Here is a 15,940-nt window from a genome sequence, read left to right as displayed (position 1 = left end):
CCCCTTCGGCTATAGGGTGGGGTCGGCATGGGGATCACCATCGATCTGCTGGCCGGGGTCTCCCTCCTGGCCGCGGTGAACAACTTCTATCTCTCGGGCCTCTCCTGGTTCGAGGCCCGGGGCCTGCTCACCGCGAGGCTGCTCTCGGCGCTGACCCTGGTGGCGGCCTGGTGGACCCTCTGGATGGGCCTGGCCTTCACCGAGCTGGGGGTGGCCGAGCCCCGGCTGGTCCAGACCTCGCAGCTCTTCTCGGGCTTCTTCGGTCCCCTGCTCCTCCTCTTCACCCTGGCCTACACCCGGGTGCTGCGCCGCCTCGACTGGCGCGCGGGGCTGGTGATGTGCACCGGGCTCTTCGGCACGGTGAGCAACGTCCTCCTCTGGATCCTCGATCCGCCGATCTACCGGCGGATGGCCGAGGAGTTCATCCGGGGGGGGAAGGGCTTCGAGCTGGGCCAGGTCACCGACGAGCTGCTCTGGTACGAGATCCTCCAGCGGGCCCACGCCACCGAGCTGCTCCTCTTCACCCTCGTCAGCAGCGTCCTCTTCGCCCGCTGGTCGTGGAAGCAGACCGAGCGCCGGGACCGGATCGACGGCGCCGTCATCGCCACCATCCACGTCACGCTGCTGGTGGGCATCGTGGCGACCAACATCATGCCGGGGGCCGGCTACAGCTCGACCGGGGCCCGCCTCTCCCCGATCCTCTCCCTGCCCTTCCTCTTCCTCCTCTTCTACTTCGTCCGGCAGCGCGCCCGGGGGATGGCCCGGCTGGCCCGGGAGCGGGAGAGCCTGATGGCCTACCTGCCGGTGTCCGGGCTGGAGCAGCACGAGGTGGGGCAGCGCAGCACGCTCCTCGACGCCCTGGCGCAGCCCCGCAAGACCGAGGCCGCGGTGCTCTTCGCGGATCTGCGGGCCTTCACCACCTACAGCGAGACCCTCCCCCCGGAGGTGCTGGTGCGCTGGGTGGACGCCTTCTTCACCCGGATGAGCGCCCGGGTCCTCGCCGAGCAGGGCATGGTCGACAAGCTCATCGGCGACGCCGTGCTGGCGGTCTTCGGGGCCCTGCCCGAGCTGCCCGACCCCTGCGCCAACGCCGTGCGCTGCGCCGAGGGCCTGCTGGCCGAGCTGGAGGTGCTCAACGACGAGCTGCCCCTGGCCGAGGGCGTGCGGATGCGCATGGGGGTGGGCATCCACTTCGGCACCCTCGTGGCGGGCTCGGTGGGCACCGACGCCCGGCGCACCTACACGGTCTTCGGCGACACGGTGAACACCGCCAGCCGCCTCGAGGGCCTGACCCGCGAGCTCGAGGCCGACCTCCTCGTCTCCGGCGAGGTCCTCTCCCGCCTCCCCCCCGATCTCGCGGCCCGCTTCGAGTCCTGCGGCGCGCGCTCGATCCGGGGCCGCCAGGAGAGCATCGAGCTGCACGGGATGGTGGCCGCAGGCACGCCGCGCGCCTAGGTTCGCCTCCGCCGCGCGCCCGGGCCAAGTGCCCGGAATGCCTACCCCCGTGGCGTTGACAGCTCTCCGTACATTGAACACACTCCGCCACCCTTCAGACCCGATCCCCCGGGATCATCCGGTCGCCGCAGCTCTAGCCCGAGGCCCTCTGGAATGAGTGCCGGAGGAAGAGAGAGAAAAGATGGCATTCGACTTCGCCACTGTCCTCGTCTTCACGCTCGTCGCCGTCGGATTCCTCGCCGGAGCCCTCCTGGTCGGCTCCTGGGTGCGTCCCGACATCCCGGATCCCGAGAAGGCCACCGTCTACGAGTGCGGTGAGCGCCCCATCGGTCCGGCCTGGTTCAAGTTCAACCCGCGCTTCTACCTCGTCGCCCTGGTCTTCGTGATCTTCGACGTCGAGGTCGCGTTCATGTTCCCGGTGGTCGCGATCTACCGGGAGTGGGTGCAGGCCGGGCACGGCCTCGTCGCCTTCCTCGAGATCTTCGCCTTCGTCGGGATCCTGAGCGTCGCCCTCGCCTACGTCTGGGCCAGCGGCGACCTGGCCTGGGTGAAGAACACCATCGCGGACATCAACAGCCGCACCGACGCCGACGACGCCGCCAAGCTGAAGAAGGCGGCCTAGGAATCTCTCCATCCAGCTCCCCTCGACAGGAGCCCATCATCATGAGCAAGCGCTACGACTCGGCGGGGGAAGGTGGAGGTGAGATCCTCTTCGCCAACACCTCGCAGATCGACGACCTGATCAACCTCGCCCGGAAGAACTCGGTCTGGTACCTGCTCTTCGGGCTGGCCTGCTGCGGCATCGAGCTGCTCCAGACCGGCGGGCCCCGCGCCGACCTCGAGCGCTTCGGAGCGGTCTTCCGGGCCACCCCCCGGCAGAGCGACCTGATGATCGTCGCCGGCACCCTCACCTACAAGATGGCCGAGCGGGCGAAGCTCCTCTACGACCAGATGCCCGAGCCCAAGTACGTGATCTCGATGGGCTCCTGCGCCACCTGCGGCGGGCTCTTCCAGCTCTCGTACTCGGTGGTGAAGGGCGTGGACAAGATCATCCCGGTCGACGTCTACGTCCCGGGCTGCCCGCCCCGCCCCGAGGCCCTCACCGAGGGCCTGATGAAGATCCACAGCCTCGTCACGAAGGAGCGCTGGGCCGACAAGATGCGCGCTCGCAGGGAGGGGACGCAGTCATGACCGTGCAGGAGATCGTCGAGCAGCTGAAGGCCACCTTCGGAGAGAAGGTGGGCGAGCTCTCGGAGACCCTCGATCCCTTCCTCACCCTGAAGGCCGAGGACCTCCTCGAGATCGCCGGGTTCTTGAAGGACACCGCCGGCCTGGAGATGGACTTCCTCCAGGACGAGACGGCCGTCGACTACCCCGACGAGTCCCTCATCCGGATGGTCTACCACCTCTTCTCCTACCAGCACCGTCACGGCATCGTGCTGAAGGTCGAGCTCGACCGGGCGGCCCCGAAGGTGCCCACCCTCGAGGGGCTCTGGCCGGTGGCCAACTGGCTCGAGCGGGAGGTCTGGGACCTCTTCGGTGTCGACTTCGAGGGCCACTCGGACCTGCGCCGGATCATGCTGCCGGACGACTGGGAGGGGCACCCCCTGCGGAAGGACTACGAGGACCCCACCGAGTACCACGGCATCTCCCACGACCGGCCCTCCCCCATCGATGGCTTCACCCGGGTCGACGAGAAGCTGCGGCAGATCGCGGCCGAGACCGCGGCCCAGCTCGCCGCGGCCACCGGCGAGGGCGAGAGCAGCGAGGAGAGCGCATCGTGAGCCAGCTGAGCATCCAGCGGCAGGACGCCCCCGGCGACGACCTGCTGATCAACTTCGGGCCGCAGCACCCCTCCACCCACGGCGTGATCAACCTGGTCGTCGAGACCGACGGTGAGGTCATCACCCGGGCCATCCCCGACGTGGGCTACCTGCACCGCTCCCTCGAGAAGATCGGCGAGAAGTGCACGTACCACGGCTACATGCCCTACACCGATCGCATCGACTACGTGGCGGCGATGTTCGCCAACGAGGGCTACGCCCGGGTCATCGAGCGGCTCCAGGGCATCGAGGTCCCCCAGCAGGCCGAGTACTGCCGGGTGCTGGCCTGTGAGCTCTGCCGCATCGCCTCCCACATGATCGCCGTGGGCACCAACGCCACCGACATCGGCGCCGTGACCCCGCTGCTCCACGCCACCCGGGAGCGGGAGTACGCCAACGATCTCCTCGAGGAGCTCTGCGGCGCCCGCCTCACCTACAACTACATGCGGATCGGCGGCGTCTCCGCGCCCGTGCCCATCGGCTGGCTCGACAAGCTCTCCCGCTTCCTCGACCACCTCGAGCCGATCATGATCGAGTTCAACCGCCTCATCACGGAGAACGAGATCTACGTCCAGCGTCTGGCGAACATCGCGCCGATCAGCGCCAAGGAGGCCATCGCCTTCGGCCTGGTGGGCCCCAACCTGCGCGCCTCCGGCGTCGACTGGGATCTGCGCCGCGACGTGCCCTACGGCGTCTACCCCGACTTCGACTTCGAGGTCCCGGTGGGCCGGGGCGAGCGTGGCACGGTGGGCGACTGCTACGACCGCTGGCTGATGCGGGTGCGCGAGATCCTCCAGTCCGCCAGGATCCTGCGCCAGGCCATCGAGAAGTACCCCACCGAGGGCGAGTTCGTCGCGGCCAAGGTGCCCCGCAAGCTCAAGCCCAAGGCGAACGAGGCCCAGTCGCGCATCGAGAGCGCCCGAGGCGAGATGGCCTACTACGTCGTCGCCGACGGCGGCGAGAACCCCTACCGGGTGCGGGCCCGCACCGGCTCCTTCGCCGTCATGACCATCGTCGAGAAGATCTCGCGAGGCCTGATGATCCAGGACCTCATCGCCTTCTTCGCCTCCATCGACGTGGTCGCCCCCGAGATCGACCGCTAGCGAATTCTCCGGAGAAACGCGCGTGCAAGCCTTCGCTGACAAGCTCATCCAGCTCCTCGAGCACGACCCGGCCACCTGGGAGTACACCCAGATCTTCTACGCGGGGGTCATGCTGGCCTTCATCTGCTTGCTCTTCTTCGTGCTGGTGTTGCCGCTCTTCGCGGGCATCAGCACCTGGCTGGAGCGGAAGGTCTCGGCCCGGATGCAGTCGCGGATCGGCCCCAACCGGGCCGGCCCCCACGGCTTTTTCGTCTGGATCGCCGACGGCGTGAAGCTCTTCCTCAAGGAGGACCTCATCCCCGCCGAGGCCGACCACCTGCTCTTCCGGCTCGGGCCTCACCTGGTGATGGTCGGCCTGTGCGCCTCGGTCGTCGTCCTGCCCTTCGCGGCCGGTTCGACCATCGCCGACATGAACCTGGCCCTCTTCTACCTGATGGCCGTCACCTCCATCGAGGTGGTGGGCATCCTGGTCTCGGGCTGGGCGTCGAACAGCAAGTGGTCGCTGCTCGGCGGCTTCCGCTCCGCCGCGCAGATCATCTCCTACGAGATCCCGGTGGCCCTGACCTTCATGGTCGTCGCCCTCTCCGCCGGCACCCTCTCCCTCGGCGGCATCGTCGCGGCGCAGGGTCCGTGGCCCTGGGAGTGGTACCTGGTGCACAGCCCGATGCACTTCGTGGCCTTCTTCCTCTACGCCACCGCGGCGCTGGCCGAGGGCAACCGGACGCCCTTCGACCTCCCCGAGGCCGAGTCCGAGCTCGTCTCGGGCTTCAACACCGAGTACTCCGGCTTCCGCTTCTCGGCCTTCTTCATGGCCGAGTTCGCCAACATCTGGATCATGAACATCGTCGGCGTGGTCCTCTTCTTCGGCGGCTGGCAGCTCCCCTTCCTGAACGACCGGTTCACGGCTCCGATCATCGCCGACGGCGCCTTCGATGGCTGGGCTCTCGTGTGGACCTTCGTCTCGCTCCTCGTGCTGCTGGCCAAGGTCAGCGTGGGCGTCTTCGTGGTCCTCTGGCTGCGCTGGACCCTGCCCCGCCTGCGCATCGATCAGATGATGGCCCTGTGCTGGAAGTACCTGGTGCCCGTCGGCATCCTGCTGGTCATCCTCACCGCGGCCTGGGAGCTCGTCCTGTACGAGGTCCCGTCGCTGAAGTGGATGTTCCCGGGGTTGCTCACGCTCGTCAGCGCCGGGCTGCTCTTCGCCTTCCTGCGCCAGACCTACCGGAACTTCGAGCTCTCCGGTGACACCCCGAGCCTGGAGAACTTCTGATGCGCGCACAGGTAGGCTCTGGCTACTTCGCCAACATCAAGAACAGCACCCGGACCATCTGGCACGGGATGAGCATCACGCTCTCCTACATGTTCCGGCGCCCGATCACGGTGCAGTACCCGGACCGCACCGAGGTCCCGGTCCGGGACACCCTGCCCGACCGCTATCGAGGCTTCCTCGAGGTCGACATGGACATCTGCACGGCCTGCCAGGCCTGCCAGAAGGACTGTCCGATCGACTGCATCCGGATCGACATCGAGGGCAAGGGCAAGGAGCGCTACATGACGCGCTTCGACATCGACATCGCCAAGTGCATGTTCTGTGGCCTCTGCACCGAGAACTGCCCCACGGGGGCCATCCAGCACACCCCCGAGTTCGAGGCCTCCGCCCTCGCGATGGAGAACCTCACCTTCCGCTTCATCTCGGACCCGGTGCAGGGCGTCCCCCCCTACAAGGTCGAGAAGGGCGTCGACAGCTACCAGCGCAAGCCGCTGGGCTCGATCCTCTCCGGCATCATCAAGCCCTGGGACGCCCCGCCCCCCGTCTTCCCCGATCCCGAGCCGGAGCCCGAGCCTGAGGCAGCGCCCGAGGCCGAGCCCGCCTTGGAGGCCGACGCCTCATGAGCAAGCACATCCTGACCATCCTCGGCGTCCTCGCTCTCCTGGGCCTGACCCTGGTGGCCGTCGCGAAGCTGGCCCCCGCCGGCGGCGCGGCGTTCGAGCGAGCGCCCGCCACCGACCTGACCACCCTCCTCTGGTACGTCTTCGCCGCCCTCGCGGTGACCACGGCGGCCCTGACGGCCCTGCACCCGAAGATCATCTACGCCGGCCTCTCCCTCCTGGGCACCTTCGGCGCGATCGCGGCGATCTTCGTGTTTCTCTCGGCCGACTTCCTGGCCGTCACCCAGGTCGCCGTCTACATCGGCGGCATCCTGGTGCTGATCCTCTTCGCGGTGATGCTCACCAACCGGATCGGCACCGACGTGGTGACCAACCCCTCGGTGAAGCTCCCGGTGGCCGTGGGCCTCGGCGTACTGCTCCTGGGCCTGCTGGCCTACGGCCTCGGTCAGACCGGCTGGAGCGTGGCCGCGGTCGGCGCCCCGACCGAGTCCACGGCCTCTCTCGGGCACGCCCTCCTGACCACCTACCTGCTGCCCTTCGAGGTGGCCTCGGTGCTCCTGGTGGCGGTGATCATCGGCGCGGTGATCGTCGTCCGCAAGGAGGTCCGCCCCGACGCCGACGAGGCTGGCCCCCGGGCCTGACGCGAGGAGAACGACACCATGCTTCCTGCCATCGGGCTGACCCACTACCTGATCCTCGGCGCGGTCCTCTTCGTCTTCGGCTTCATCTGCGTGATGAGCCGCAAGAACGCCATCGGGCTGCTGATGGGCGTCGAGCTGATCCTCAACGCCGCCAACGTGAACTTCGTGGCCTTCGGCCGCTACGTCGAGGGCCTCTCCGCCGGCGTCACCGGCCAGATCCTGGCCCTCTTCGTCATCGTCCTGGCCGCCGCCGAGGCGGCCGTGGCCCTGGCCATCGTGCTGGCGCTCTACCAGAACGCCCACACCATCGACGTGGACACCCTCGAGGCCCAGCGCGGCCCCACCCTCGAGTCGCTCGCCACCGACCGCATCTGGTGAACTGAATGAACGCCCTCATCACGCTCCTGCTCGCCGGAACGGAGGCGGCCCACGAGGCCGCCGCAGAGGCCGCGGCCTTCCCGACGGAAGCCCTCGTCGGGACGAACCACCTCCTCTGGATCATCCCGGCCCTCCCCCTCCTCGGCGCCGCCATCAACCTCGCCATCGGCGCCCGGCTGCAGCGCGCCGGCAAGGAGAACATCGCCTCGTCCATCGCCGTCGGGGTGATGGTTCTGGCGACCCTCTACGCCTGGTTCTCCGTGCTCCCCACCCTCCTGGGGCAGCCGGTCGATCAGCGCTACCTGGGCGACACGGTCTGGTCGATGTTCTCGGCCGGCAGCCTGAACGTGGAGATGGCCTTCGCCATCGACCCCCTCTCGATGGTGATGGTCCTGATCATCCTCACCATCGCCACGGGCATCCACATCTACTCCGTGGGCTACATGCACGGAGACCCCATCTACTGGAAGTTCTTCGTCTACCTGAACTACTTCGTCTTCTCGATGTTGCTGCTCGTCATGGGCGACAACTTCCTGGTGATGTTCTTCGGCTGGGAGGGCGTGGGGCTCGCCTCCTACCTCCTCATCGGCTTCTGGCACCAGGACGTCGAGAAGGCCAAGGCCGGCTCGAAGGCCTTCATCGTCAACCGCTTCGGTGACTTCGGCTTCATCCTCGGCCTCTTCGCCCTCTTCTGGGCCCTCGGCGGCAACTTCGTCGGCGGCGACTGGCGGCCCCAGGAGGGCGCCAAGGCCATGCGCCACGAGGCCGCCGCCCCCACGATGGTGGTGGGCGCGAGCCAGACCGAGATCCCGGTCGGCCCCACCCTGAACTTCCGCGAGCTGCGCAACCAGATCGTCATCCAGGAGACGGGCGTGGCGGTGCGGCTGGTGAGCATGACCTTCTGGGGCCTGCCCCTGATGGCCATCATCGGCATCCTCTTCTTCATCGGCGCCACCGGGAAGTCGGCCCAAATACCCCTCTTCGTCTGGCTCCCCGACGCCATGGCCGGCCCGACCCCCGTCTCCGCGCTCATCCACGCGGCGACGATGGTCACCGCCGGCGTCTACATGGTGGCGAGGCTGAACTTCCTCTACTCGCTCTCGCCCATCGCCATGACCGTGGTCGCCATGGTCGGCGCGACGACGGCCCTGCTGGCCGCGACCATCGGCTTCTTCCAGCACGACATCAAGAAGGTGCTGGCCTACTCGACGGTCTCCCAGCTCGGCTACATGTTCGTCGGCGTCGGCATCGGCGCCTACTGGCTGGGCATCTTCCACCTGCTCAACCACGCCTGCTTCAAGGCCTGCCTCTTCCTCGGCTCGGGCTCGGTGATCCACGGCTGCCACCACGAGCAGGACATGCGGAAGATGGGCGGCCTGAAGAAGCTCATGCCCATCACGGCCTGGACCTACCTGGTGGCGACCATCGCCATCGTGGGCCTGCCCATCGCCAACGCCTTCTACTCGAAGGACGAGATCCTCTGGAAGGCGCTCACCGGCGAGAACCTCCTGGTCCCCGGCTGGATCCCCTGGCTCCTCGGCCTCATCGGCGCGATGGGCACCGCCTATTACATGTGGCGCTCCTACGTCTTCACCTTCAAGGGTGAGTACCGGGGCGAGGTCCACGAGGCGCACGGCGAGGAGCACGGGGACGACCACGGCCACCACGGCGGCCTCCCCCACGAGTCGCCGAGGTCGATGACCTGGGTGCTGGTCTTCCTGGCCGTGCTCTCGATCCTCACCCTCTTCCTCGGCCTGCCCCACGCCCTGGGCTTCCACCCCTGGCTGGAGGCCTTCCTCTCCCCGGTGATGGCGGGCTCCGAGCCGCTGCTGGCCTTCGCCGCCCTCGGCGAGCATCCGGTGGGCATCGAGTGGACCCTCATCATCGTGGGCGGCCTGGTGGTTCCCATCGGTGGCTACTTCGTGGCGCGCTACTTCTACGAGGGCAAGGGCATGGCCCTGCGCGACGCGCTGGCCGAGAACCAGGACACCTCCTTCGGCCCGCTGCCCCTGAAGGCCTCGGTCTACGGGCCGGTCTACCGGCTGCTCTACGACAAGTACCGGGTGGACGAGCTCTACGACTGGCTGATCATCCAGCCCTTCATGAAGGCCACCCGCGCCGCCGCCGCCTTCGACAAGTGGGTCGTGGACGGGGCGGTGAACGTCGTCGGCCACACCGGCCGCATCGTCTGCGAGTCCATGAGCGCCGTCGATCGCATCGGCGTCGACGGGGCCGTGCTCGGCGTGGCCCGCGTCCTGGACCGCGCCGGCAAGGGGCTCACCGAGCTCCAGGCCAGCACGGTGCGCACCTACTTCTACTCGGTTCTCGGCGGTGCGCTGGTCATCGTCGTCCTCAACTACGTGCTCTTCTAGCGCGCTTCCTGGCGCGCAAACGCCAACGCAAAGAGAGAAAGCCTCATGCTCTTCCAAGGCATCCTGACTGGCGTCGTCTTCATCCCCTTCGCCGCGGCCCTCGTGATCCTCCTGGGCTGGATCGGGCGCGCGGCCCTCGGCAGGTCGGGCCCGAGCACCGCGCTCGACAACTTCGCCCGCGGCGTCGCCGGCCTGGGCACCCTCGGTGCCTTCGTCATGGCCCTGGTGGCCTGGGGCGGCTTCGACACCGGCACCTCCGAGCTGCAATTCGTCGACCACTTCGTGTGGATCCGCTCCTTCAACGTCGAGTTCTTCCTCGGCGTGGACGGGCTCTCCATCGCGCTCATCCTGCTGACGGGCTTCATCAGCCTCATCGCCTGGGTGGCCTCCATCCCCCACGAGCACGCCGACGACCACCACTTCTCCCGTCGGGCCGTGGCCGGCTACCAGGTGATGTTCCTGATCCTGCAGACCGGCATGTACGGCACCTTCCTCGCCCAGGACGTCTTCCTCTTCTACGTCTTCTGGGAGGTGATGCTCCTGCCGATGTACTTCCTCATCGGCATCTGGGGCGGCCCGCGCAAGGAGTACGCGGCGATCAAGTTCTTCCTCTACACCCTCGCCGGCAGCGTGCTGATGCTGCTCGCGATCATCGCCCTCTACTACAACTCCCCGGCCTGGAAGCTGGTGGACGGCACCGATGTCGCCCACACCTTCTCGATGGTCGGCTGGAAGTGGGCCGCCCAGAGCGGCGTCTACGCCTCGGTGGATCCGATCCTCGGCTTCACCTTCACCCACGTGGTCTGGCTGGGCCTCTTCATCGGCTTCTCGATCAAGGTGCCGATCTTCCCCTTCCACACCTGGCTCCCCGACGCCCACGTCGAGGCCCCCACCCCCATCTCGGTCATCCTGGCGGGCATCCTCCTGAAGACCGGCGGCTACGGCATCTTCCGCTTCTGCCTGGGCTTCCTGCCGGAGAGCACCGAGTTCTTCGCGGGCTTCGAGGGCGGCGTCCCCCTGCTGCCGGTCATCGGCACGGTCTCCATCGTCTACGCGGCGATGGTCTGCATGGGCCAGACCGACCTGAAGAAGCTCATCGCCTACTCCTCCGTGAGCCACATGGGCTTCGTCCTCCTGGGCCTCTCGGCGCTCACGCCGCAGGGCCTCTCCGGCGCGATGTTCGTGATGATCGCCCACGGCGTCGTCTCCCCCATGTTGTTCTTGATTGTGGGGGTCGTCTACGACCGGGCACACCACCGGAACATCGAGGGCTTCGGCGGCCTGGCCAAGCAGGTGCCCGAGTACACGGGCCTGATGGGCCTGGCCTTCTTCGCCTCCCTGGGCCTGCCGGGCCTCGCGGGCTTCATCGGCGAGGTCACGGTCTTCCTCGGGGCCTTCGCCCAGCAGACGATCTACGTGGCCATCTCGGCCACCGCGGTGATCATCACCGCCGCCTACTACCTCTGGGCCATCCAGCGGGTCTTCCTCGGCGGCTTCAACACCAAGTACGAGAAGCTCCCCGACGTGGTCTGGATCGAGCGGCTGACCCTCTACCCGCTCGCCATCGTCACCATCGTCCTCGGCTTCTGGCCCGCGCCCATCTTCGAGATGGTCAACGTCGGCCTCTTCGCTCTCCTGAAGTAGCGGGGCCACGAACGTGCAGAACGCAGCGCAGCTCATCGCCGACAACCAGGGCTCCTTCGCCTACGTTCTCCCCGAGATCGTGGTCATCGCGGGCATCCTGGGCCTCTTCCTCCTCGACCTCTTCCTGAAGAAGTCGACGGCAGCCCGGGTGATCCACACCGCGGCGGTCGTGGTGGTCCTCCTGGTCGCCACCGGCCTCCTCTTCGCGATGCGGGCCTGGGAGCCGGCCAGCCTCTTCAACGGGCTGCTGGTCCACGACGCCTTCGCGTGGTTCTTCCGGGCCTTCGCCCTGCTCTCGACCCTCGTCGTGATCGTGATGGTGCCGGACTACCGCGAGATCCCCACCTCGCGGATCGGGGAGTTCTACGCCCTGCTGCTCACCATCGTGCTCGGCCTGCTCCTCCTGCCGGCCTCGACCGATCTGCTGATGATCGTGCTCTCCCTCGAGCTGGTCTCCCTGGTGAGCTACGTGCTCACCGGCTACCGCAAGGGCAACCGGCCGAGCGCCGAGGGTGCGCTGAAGTACGTCATCTTCGGCGGGGTGGCCACGGGCACCATGCTCTACGGCTTCTCGATCCTCTACGGCCTCTGCGGCGGCACCAGCCTGGTCGACCTGCAGGCGGGCTTCGCCCGGGCCATGGGCGAGGTCTCGACCCTCGGCGATCCGACCGCCATCAAGCTGGCCCTGGCCACCGCGACGGTCTTCGTCCTGGTGGGCTTCGGCTACAAGATCGCCGCGGCGCCCTTCCACCTCTGGACGCCCGACGCCTACGAGGGCGCGCCGACCCCCTTCACGGCCTTCCTCTCGGTGGGCCCGAAGGCCGCCGGCCTGGCCCTGATGATCCGCTTCTTCTTCGGGATCTTCACCAGCCACGATCCGGCCGCCTGGGCCGCGGGCACGGTGCAGAGCCTGGGCAGCCTCCCCTGGATGGAGATCCTGGCCCTGATGTCCATGGCCACCATGACCGTGGGCAACATCACCGCCCTGCGGCAGGAGAACGTCAAGCGGATGCTGGCCTTCTCCTCCATCGCCCACGCCGGCACCATGCTGATGGGCCTGGCCACCGGCACCGTCCTGGGGGTCGAGGCGGTGATCGTCTACGCGATCATCTACCTCTTCATGAACCTCGGCGCCTTCGCCATCGTCTCCGCCATCGGCACCCGCCTGGGCACCGAGACCGTCGAGGGCTATCGGGGCCTCTCGCAGCGGGCTCCCTGGGCCGCCTTCACCCTGGCCGCCTTCCTCTTCAGCCTCACGGGCCTCCCGCCCCTGGCCGGCTTCATCGGGAAGTTCTACGTCTTCTACGCCGTCATCCTGAAGGGCGGCTCCCTGATGTGGATCCTCGCCCTGGTCGGCGCCCTCAACGGGGCCATCAGCCTCTTCTACTACGCGAAGATCGTGCGGGCGATGTACCTCGAGAAGGCCGTCGATCCCACGCCGGTGCGGATCGGCTGGAGCACCGCAGCCCTGGCCGGCGCGATGTTGATCCCGACCCTCGTCTTCGGCCTCTACTGGTCGCCGCTGGTGGATACCTCGCGAGAGGCAGTGAGGGAGGCTCCGCTCTCGGCGCAGGTGAGCGGCAGCGCCGTGGCTGCCGCAGAGCACGACGACCCGACGAAGCTGGCGCGCCGCTAGCTCGACGCACGAGCCGTCCACGGACACGTCCACGTACACGTCCACGGGTTCTCCATCGAACCCGTCGGCGCCGACCTCGCCCCGAGGAAAAGCCGTGTACGGGCACGTGTACGTGTACGAATACGGACGGCGAGAAGGACGCTACCAGCGCCCCTCTCCATCGCTCTCCACCGACTCCCGGATCCCCCTCCACACCTCCAACCTCTCCTCCTCCACCTCCCCCGCCTCCAGCGCCTCGAGGACGGCGCAGTCGGGCTCGGTGAGGTGCTGGCAGTCGGCGAAGCGGCAGCCCTCGGCCAGGCCGGCGAGCTCGGGGAAGGCGGCGTCGATTCCGTCCTCGGAGAGGAGGCCGAAGGAGCGGATCCCGGGCAGATCGATCAGCGCTCCCCCCTTCCAGGGATAGGCCTGGCCCAGGGTGGTGGTGTGGCGGCCCCTCCCCTTCTCGTCGACATCCCCCTCGGGGATCTCGGCCTCGAGGTCGAGGGCGTTGATCAGGGTCGACTTGCCGACCCCCGAGAAGCCGACCAGGGCGGTGACCTTGCCCGCCAGGAGCGCCTCCAGGGCCTCGAGGCCCTCACCGCTCTGGGCGGAGACCCGCAGGACCCGGAAGCCGAGGCGCTCATGGAGCGCCATCCGGGCCCCCAGGTCGCCCTCTGTGTCGAGATCGGCCTTGTTGAAGACCAGGAGGGGCTCGATGCCCTCGGCGGCCGCAGCGGCCACGCAGCGGGCGATGAAGCCCTCTCCCCCGTCGCGGGTGCCGTGGGCCAGCAGGATGAGCAGGCCGTCGAGGTTGGCCGCCAGGAGGCGGTCGCCCTTCACCGTCCGCCGCTCCAGCGCGTTGCGCCGCTCGGCGGGGCCGTCGATGGCCCCGTCCGCGGCCGGGATCACCCGATCCCCGGGGACGAGGCGCTCGCCCCCGCGCACCCGGTGGCGCCGGGGGCCCTCCTCCTCGAGGAGCCAGACGTGGCGCCGGGCGGCTCGCAGGACGAGGAGGCCCTCGTCGGCGGGCGTCGACGCTGCAGCGCTCATCCGGGCTAGCAGCCGGTGCGGGAGACCGAGAGCTCGCTCAGGGCGGTGGCGGTGTTGCCGTAGGGATCCTCGACGGTGAGCCGCACCGTCCAGCGCCCGGGGAAGGTCGGGGCGAGCTGGGTGGTCGGGGCGTTGGTCGAGCTCAGGGTCTCGGTGCCGCCGGTCGGGACCTGCGTGATCTCCCAGAGGTAGAGCAGCGTGTCGTTGTCGGGATCCGAGGAGCCGGTGCCGTCGAAGGCGGCGACCTCGGCCCCGCCCGCGGCGCAGACGTCGAGGTTGCAGGGCTGGGCGAAGCACTCGGTGCCCGCGACGAAGGTGCGGATGTTGGCCAGGGGCACGTGGTTGGCCTGGGTGTCGGTGTCGATGAAGAGCAGGTACTCGCCGCCGAGGGTGGCGTAGGCCGGGTCGTCGTTGGCGATGGCCAGCTCACCGACCTCGCTCTGGCCGGCGCCGTTGGCGTCGCGGCCGATGCCCGGGTCGTCGTCGAACTGCACCGTGATGTCGAAGGAGGCGCCGGGGGCGACGACCTGCGGGAGGGGCGGCGCCGAGGCCAGGGAGAAGACGTCGGAGGGGTTCACCGTGAAGTTGAAGCCCGTGACGTTCAGATCGGCCTGGCCGACGTTGGCGATGGTGACCACCTGGGAGGCGGTGCCGGCGGTGGGCACGGTGCCGAAGTCGATGGTCGTCGAGGGGGTGACCTCGATCGAGGGCACGGGGCCGCCGGCGACGGGCACCGGGTTCAGGGCGCCGAAGCCGGTGACGATCAGGACCGCGTCCTGATCGGGCTCGGCGTCCACCGGGGTGTAGGTCACGTCGAACTCGACGGTGCCGAAGGCCGCCATCGGCGCGGGCATGGTCGTGGGCGGGGTGACCGTGAACTCGGGGTCCCCCGTCTCGAGGGCGATGGAGACGATCTCGCCGGCCAGGCCGCCCGTGTTCTCGATGGTGAAGGTCTGGGTCTGGGGGGTGCTGATGTCCGCCTCGGCGAAGTTGAACGAGGGGGGCCGCACCAGCAGCTGGAGCTGCACCCCGGTGCCCACCATGGAGAGGGAGGCGGTGTCGCTGGTCGAGTTGCCGGCGTCGGTGTAGTCGAGGATCAGCCGGCCGACGTAGGTGTCCGCCGCGGTGGGGGTGAGGGTCGGCACCACCGTCTGCTGGATCACGTTGGTGACGTTGAAGGGGGTCTCGGGGGCCGTCAGGGAGAAACCCGGCGCGGGGCCGCTGCCCCCGATGTCCTGGATCACGATGCTGTCGACCCGCAGCAGGGCGCAGCCGGCGTTCTCGATGACCAGGGGGATCTCCTTGGAGAGATCCACGCCCACGTCGCCGAAGGAGAGGGTGGCCGGGCAGTCCTCGAGGCTCGCGCCGCTGGCCGACTCGCAGAGGAAGTTGAAGTCGACCCGGGCGCCGCCGTCCCCCGAGCCCGAGAGCCGGGCGGTGACCTCGGGGCGCTCGAGATCGTCGCTGGAGACCACCAGGTCCGCGAAGAACTCGCCCTCGCCCGAGGGGGTGAAGGTCACCCGGATGGTCCCGATCGCCTCGGCCTGGTTCGAGGCCGCGGCGAGGGTCTCGGGGAAGGACTCGACCGCGAAGACCCCGGAGCCCACGACCACCGCGCCGGAGATGTGCAGGGGCACGTTCCCGTCGTTGCGCACCTCGAGGTTGAAGATCGCCGTGTCGCCCACGCAGACCCGACCGAACTGCAGGTTGCCGGTCCCCAGCTCGAGGGTGCCGGAGGTGCGGTTGACCTCCGGGCCGTCACAGCTGCAGCCGCTGCCACCGAGGGAGACGGAGAGGAGGGGGGCGAGGAGAGCGAATACGACGATCGAGCGGTGCATGGCGCGGAAACTAGCAGAAGGGCTCCGAAGCTGGCCACCGGCCCACCCCAACGTAATGACGCATCGCGTTACCAGGGAATCGACCCGCATCCTCCCGATGACCGATACCGGCGCTTGACGGCGGCGTGTAC

14 protein-coding genes are annotated in these 15,940 nt (G+C 68.5%); 12 read left to right on the top strand and 2 right to left on the bottom strand.

The annotated features are described in order from the left end of the window. The first annotated feature begins 27 nt into the window (after positions 1-27). From P1V51_23115 to P1V51_23060, 12 genes are all read left to right on the top strand, one after another. Positions 28-1,455 (top strand): adenylate/guanylate cyclase domain-containing protein, encoded by a 1,428-nt coding sequence (locus P1V51_23115; GenBank protein MDF1565945.1) that lies wholly within the window; start codon positions 28-30, stop codon positions 1,453-1,455. 181 nt (positions 1,456-1,636) lie between these two features. Next, the gene (locus P1V51_23110) at positions 1,637-2,077 is read left to right on the top strand and encodes an NADH-quinone oxidoreductase subunit A (protein MDF1565944.1); all 441 of its coding nucleotides are present in this window, start codon (positions 1,637-1,639) and stop codon (positions 2,075-2,077) included. 41 nt (positions 2,078-2,118) lie between these two features. Further along, positions 2,119-2,646, top strand: coding sequence for an NADH-quinone oxidoreductase subunit NuoB (gene nuoB, locus P1V51_23105; protein MDF1565943.1), 528 nt, complete (start codon positions 2,119-2,121; stop codon positions 2,644-2,646). Next, positions 2,643-3,239, top strand: a complete 597-nt coding sequence (locus tag P1V51_23100) for an NADH-quinone oxidoreductase subunit C (GenBank protein ID MDF1565942.1) — start codon at positions 2,643-2,645, stop codon at positions 3,237-3,239. Before nuoB ends, P1V51_23100 begins: the two co-directional genes overlap by 4 nt. Continuing rightward, a complete protein-coding gene (locus P1V51_23095) occupies positions 3,236-4,381 on the top strand; it encodes an NADH-quinone oxidoreductase subunit D (protein MDF1565941.1) in 1,146 nt (381 codons plus the stop codon). The genes P1V51_23100 and P1V51_23095 overlap by 4 nt, the downstream gene beginning before the upstream one ends. 22 nt (positions 4,382-4,403) lie before the next feature. Next, entirely contained in the window at positions 4,404-5,651 is a 1,248-nt protein-coding gene (locus P1V51_23090; protein ID MDF1565940.1) for an NADH-quinone oxidoreductase subunit H, read from the top strand. Next, positions 5,651-6,274, top strand: coding sequence for an NADH-quinone oxidoreductase subunit I (locus tag P1V51_23085; protein ID MDF1565939.1), 624 nt, complete (start codon positions 5,651-5,653; stop codon positions 6,272-6,274). Before P1V51_23090 ends, P1V51_23085 begins: the two co-directional genes overlap by 1 nt. Continuing rightward, a complete protein-coding gene (locus P1V51_23080; GenBank protein ID MDF1565938.1) occupies positions 6,271-6,912 on the top strand; it encodes an NADH-quinone oxidoreductase subunit J in 642 nt (213 codons plus the stop codon). Before P1V51_23085 ends, P1V51_23080 begins: the two co-directional genes overlap by 4 nt. An 18-nt stretch (positions 6,913-6,930) precedes the next feature. Next, positions 6,931-7,290, top strand: a complete 360-nt coding sequence (gene nuoK, locus P1V51_23075) for an NADH-quinone oxidoreductase subunit NuoK (protein ID MDF1565937.1) — start codon at positions 6,931-6,933, stop codon at positions 7,288-7,290. 5 nt (positions 7,291-7,295) lie between these two features. Then, positions 7,296-9,662 (top strand): NADH-quinone oxidoreductase subunit L, encoded by a 2,367-nt coding sequence (gene nuoL / locus P1V51_23070; protein ID MDF1565936.1) that lies wholly within the window; start codon positions 7,296-7,298, stop codon positions 9,660-9,662. A gap of 45 nt (positions 9,663-9,707) precedes the next feature. Beyond that, the gene (locus tag P1V51_23065) at positions 9,708-11,306 is read left to right on the top strand and encodes an NADH-quinone oxidoreductase subunit M (protein ID MDF1565935.1); all 1,599 of its coding nucleotides are present in this window, start codon (positions 9,708-9,710) and stop codon (positions 11,304-11,306) included. Positions 11,307-11,319: 13 nt separating this feature from the next. Beyond that, complete coding sequence (locus tag P1V51_23060) at positions 11,320-12,942, top strand: NADH-quinone oxidoreductase subunit N (protein MDF1565934.1); 1,623 nt, start codon at positions 11,320-11,322, stop codon at positions 12,940-12,942. Positions 12,943-13,083: 141 nt separating this feature from the next. Here the strand turns inward: P1V51_23060 and rsgA are convergent, their stop codons facing one another. Next, positions 13,084-13,971 (bottom strand): ribosome small subunit-dependent GTPase A, encoded by an 888-nt coding sequence (rsgA, locus tag P1V51_23055; protein MDF1565933.1) that lies wholly within the window; start codon positions 13,969-13,971, stop codon positions 13,084-13,086. A 5-nt stretch (positions 13,972-13,976) separates the two neighbouring features. Further along, positions 13,977-15,809 (bottom strand): choice-of-anchor D domain-containing protein, encoded by a 1,833-nt coding sequence (locus P1V51_23050; GenBank protein MDF1565932.1) that lies wholly within the window; start codon positions 15,807-15,809, stop codon positions 13,977-13,979. Positions 15,810-15,940: the final 131 nt, after the last annotated feature.

The sequence above is a fragment of the Deltaproteobacteria bacterium genome, from assembly GCA_029210625.1.
Classification (GTDB): Bacteria; Myxococcota; Myxococcia; order SLRQ01; family SLRQ01; genus JARGFU01.
This window is presented reverse-complemented; position numbering and strand designations above follow the sequence as displayed.

Bases quoted from the DNA above. Each gene is read 5' to 3' on its own strand.
- rsgA (MDF1565933.1), bottom strand. From the start codon at position 13,971: ATGAGCGCTGCAGCGTCGACGCCCGCCGACGAGGGCCTCCTCGTCCTG.
- P1V51_23080 (MDF1565938.1), top strand. From the start codon at position 6,271: ATGAGCAAGCACATCCTGACCATCCTCGGCGTCCTCGCTCTCCTGGGC.
- P1V51_23085 (MDF1565939.1), top strand. From the start codon at position 5,651: ATGCGCGCACAGGTAGGCTCTGGCTACTTCGCCAACATCAAGAACAGC.
- P1V51_23100 (MDF1565942.1), top strand. From the start codon at position 2,643: ATGACCGTGCAGGAGATCGTCGAGCAGCTGAAGGCCACCTTCGGAGAG.
- P1V51_23115 (MDF1565945.1), top strand. From the start codon at position 28: ATGGGGATCACCATCGATCTGCTGGCCGGGGTCTCCCTCCTGGCCGCG.
- P1V51_23110 (MDF1565944.1), top strand. From the start codon at position 1,637: ATGGCATTCGACTTCGCCACTGTCCTCGTCTTCACGCTCGTCGCCGTC.
- nuoL (MDF1565936.1), top strand. From the start codon at position 7,296: ATGAACGCCCTCATCACGCTCCTGCTCGCCGGAACGGAGGCGGCCCAC.
- P1V51_23050 (MDF1565932.1), bottom strand. From the start codon at position 15,809: ATGCACCGCTCGATCGTCGTATTCGCTCTCCTCGCCCCCCTCCTCTCC.
- P1V51_23065 (MDF1565935.1), top strand. From the start codon at position 9,708: ATGCTCTTCCAAGGCATCCTGACTGGCGTCGTCTTCATCCCCTTCGCC.
- nuoB (MDF1565943.1), top strand. From the start codon at position 2,119: ATGAGCAAGCGCTACGACTCGGCGGGGGAAGGTGGAGGTGAGATCCTC.
- nuoK (MDF1565937.1), top strand. From the start codon at position 6,931: ATGCTTCCTGCCATCGGGCTGACCCACTACCTGATCCTCGGCGCGGTC.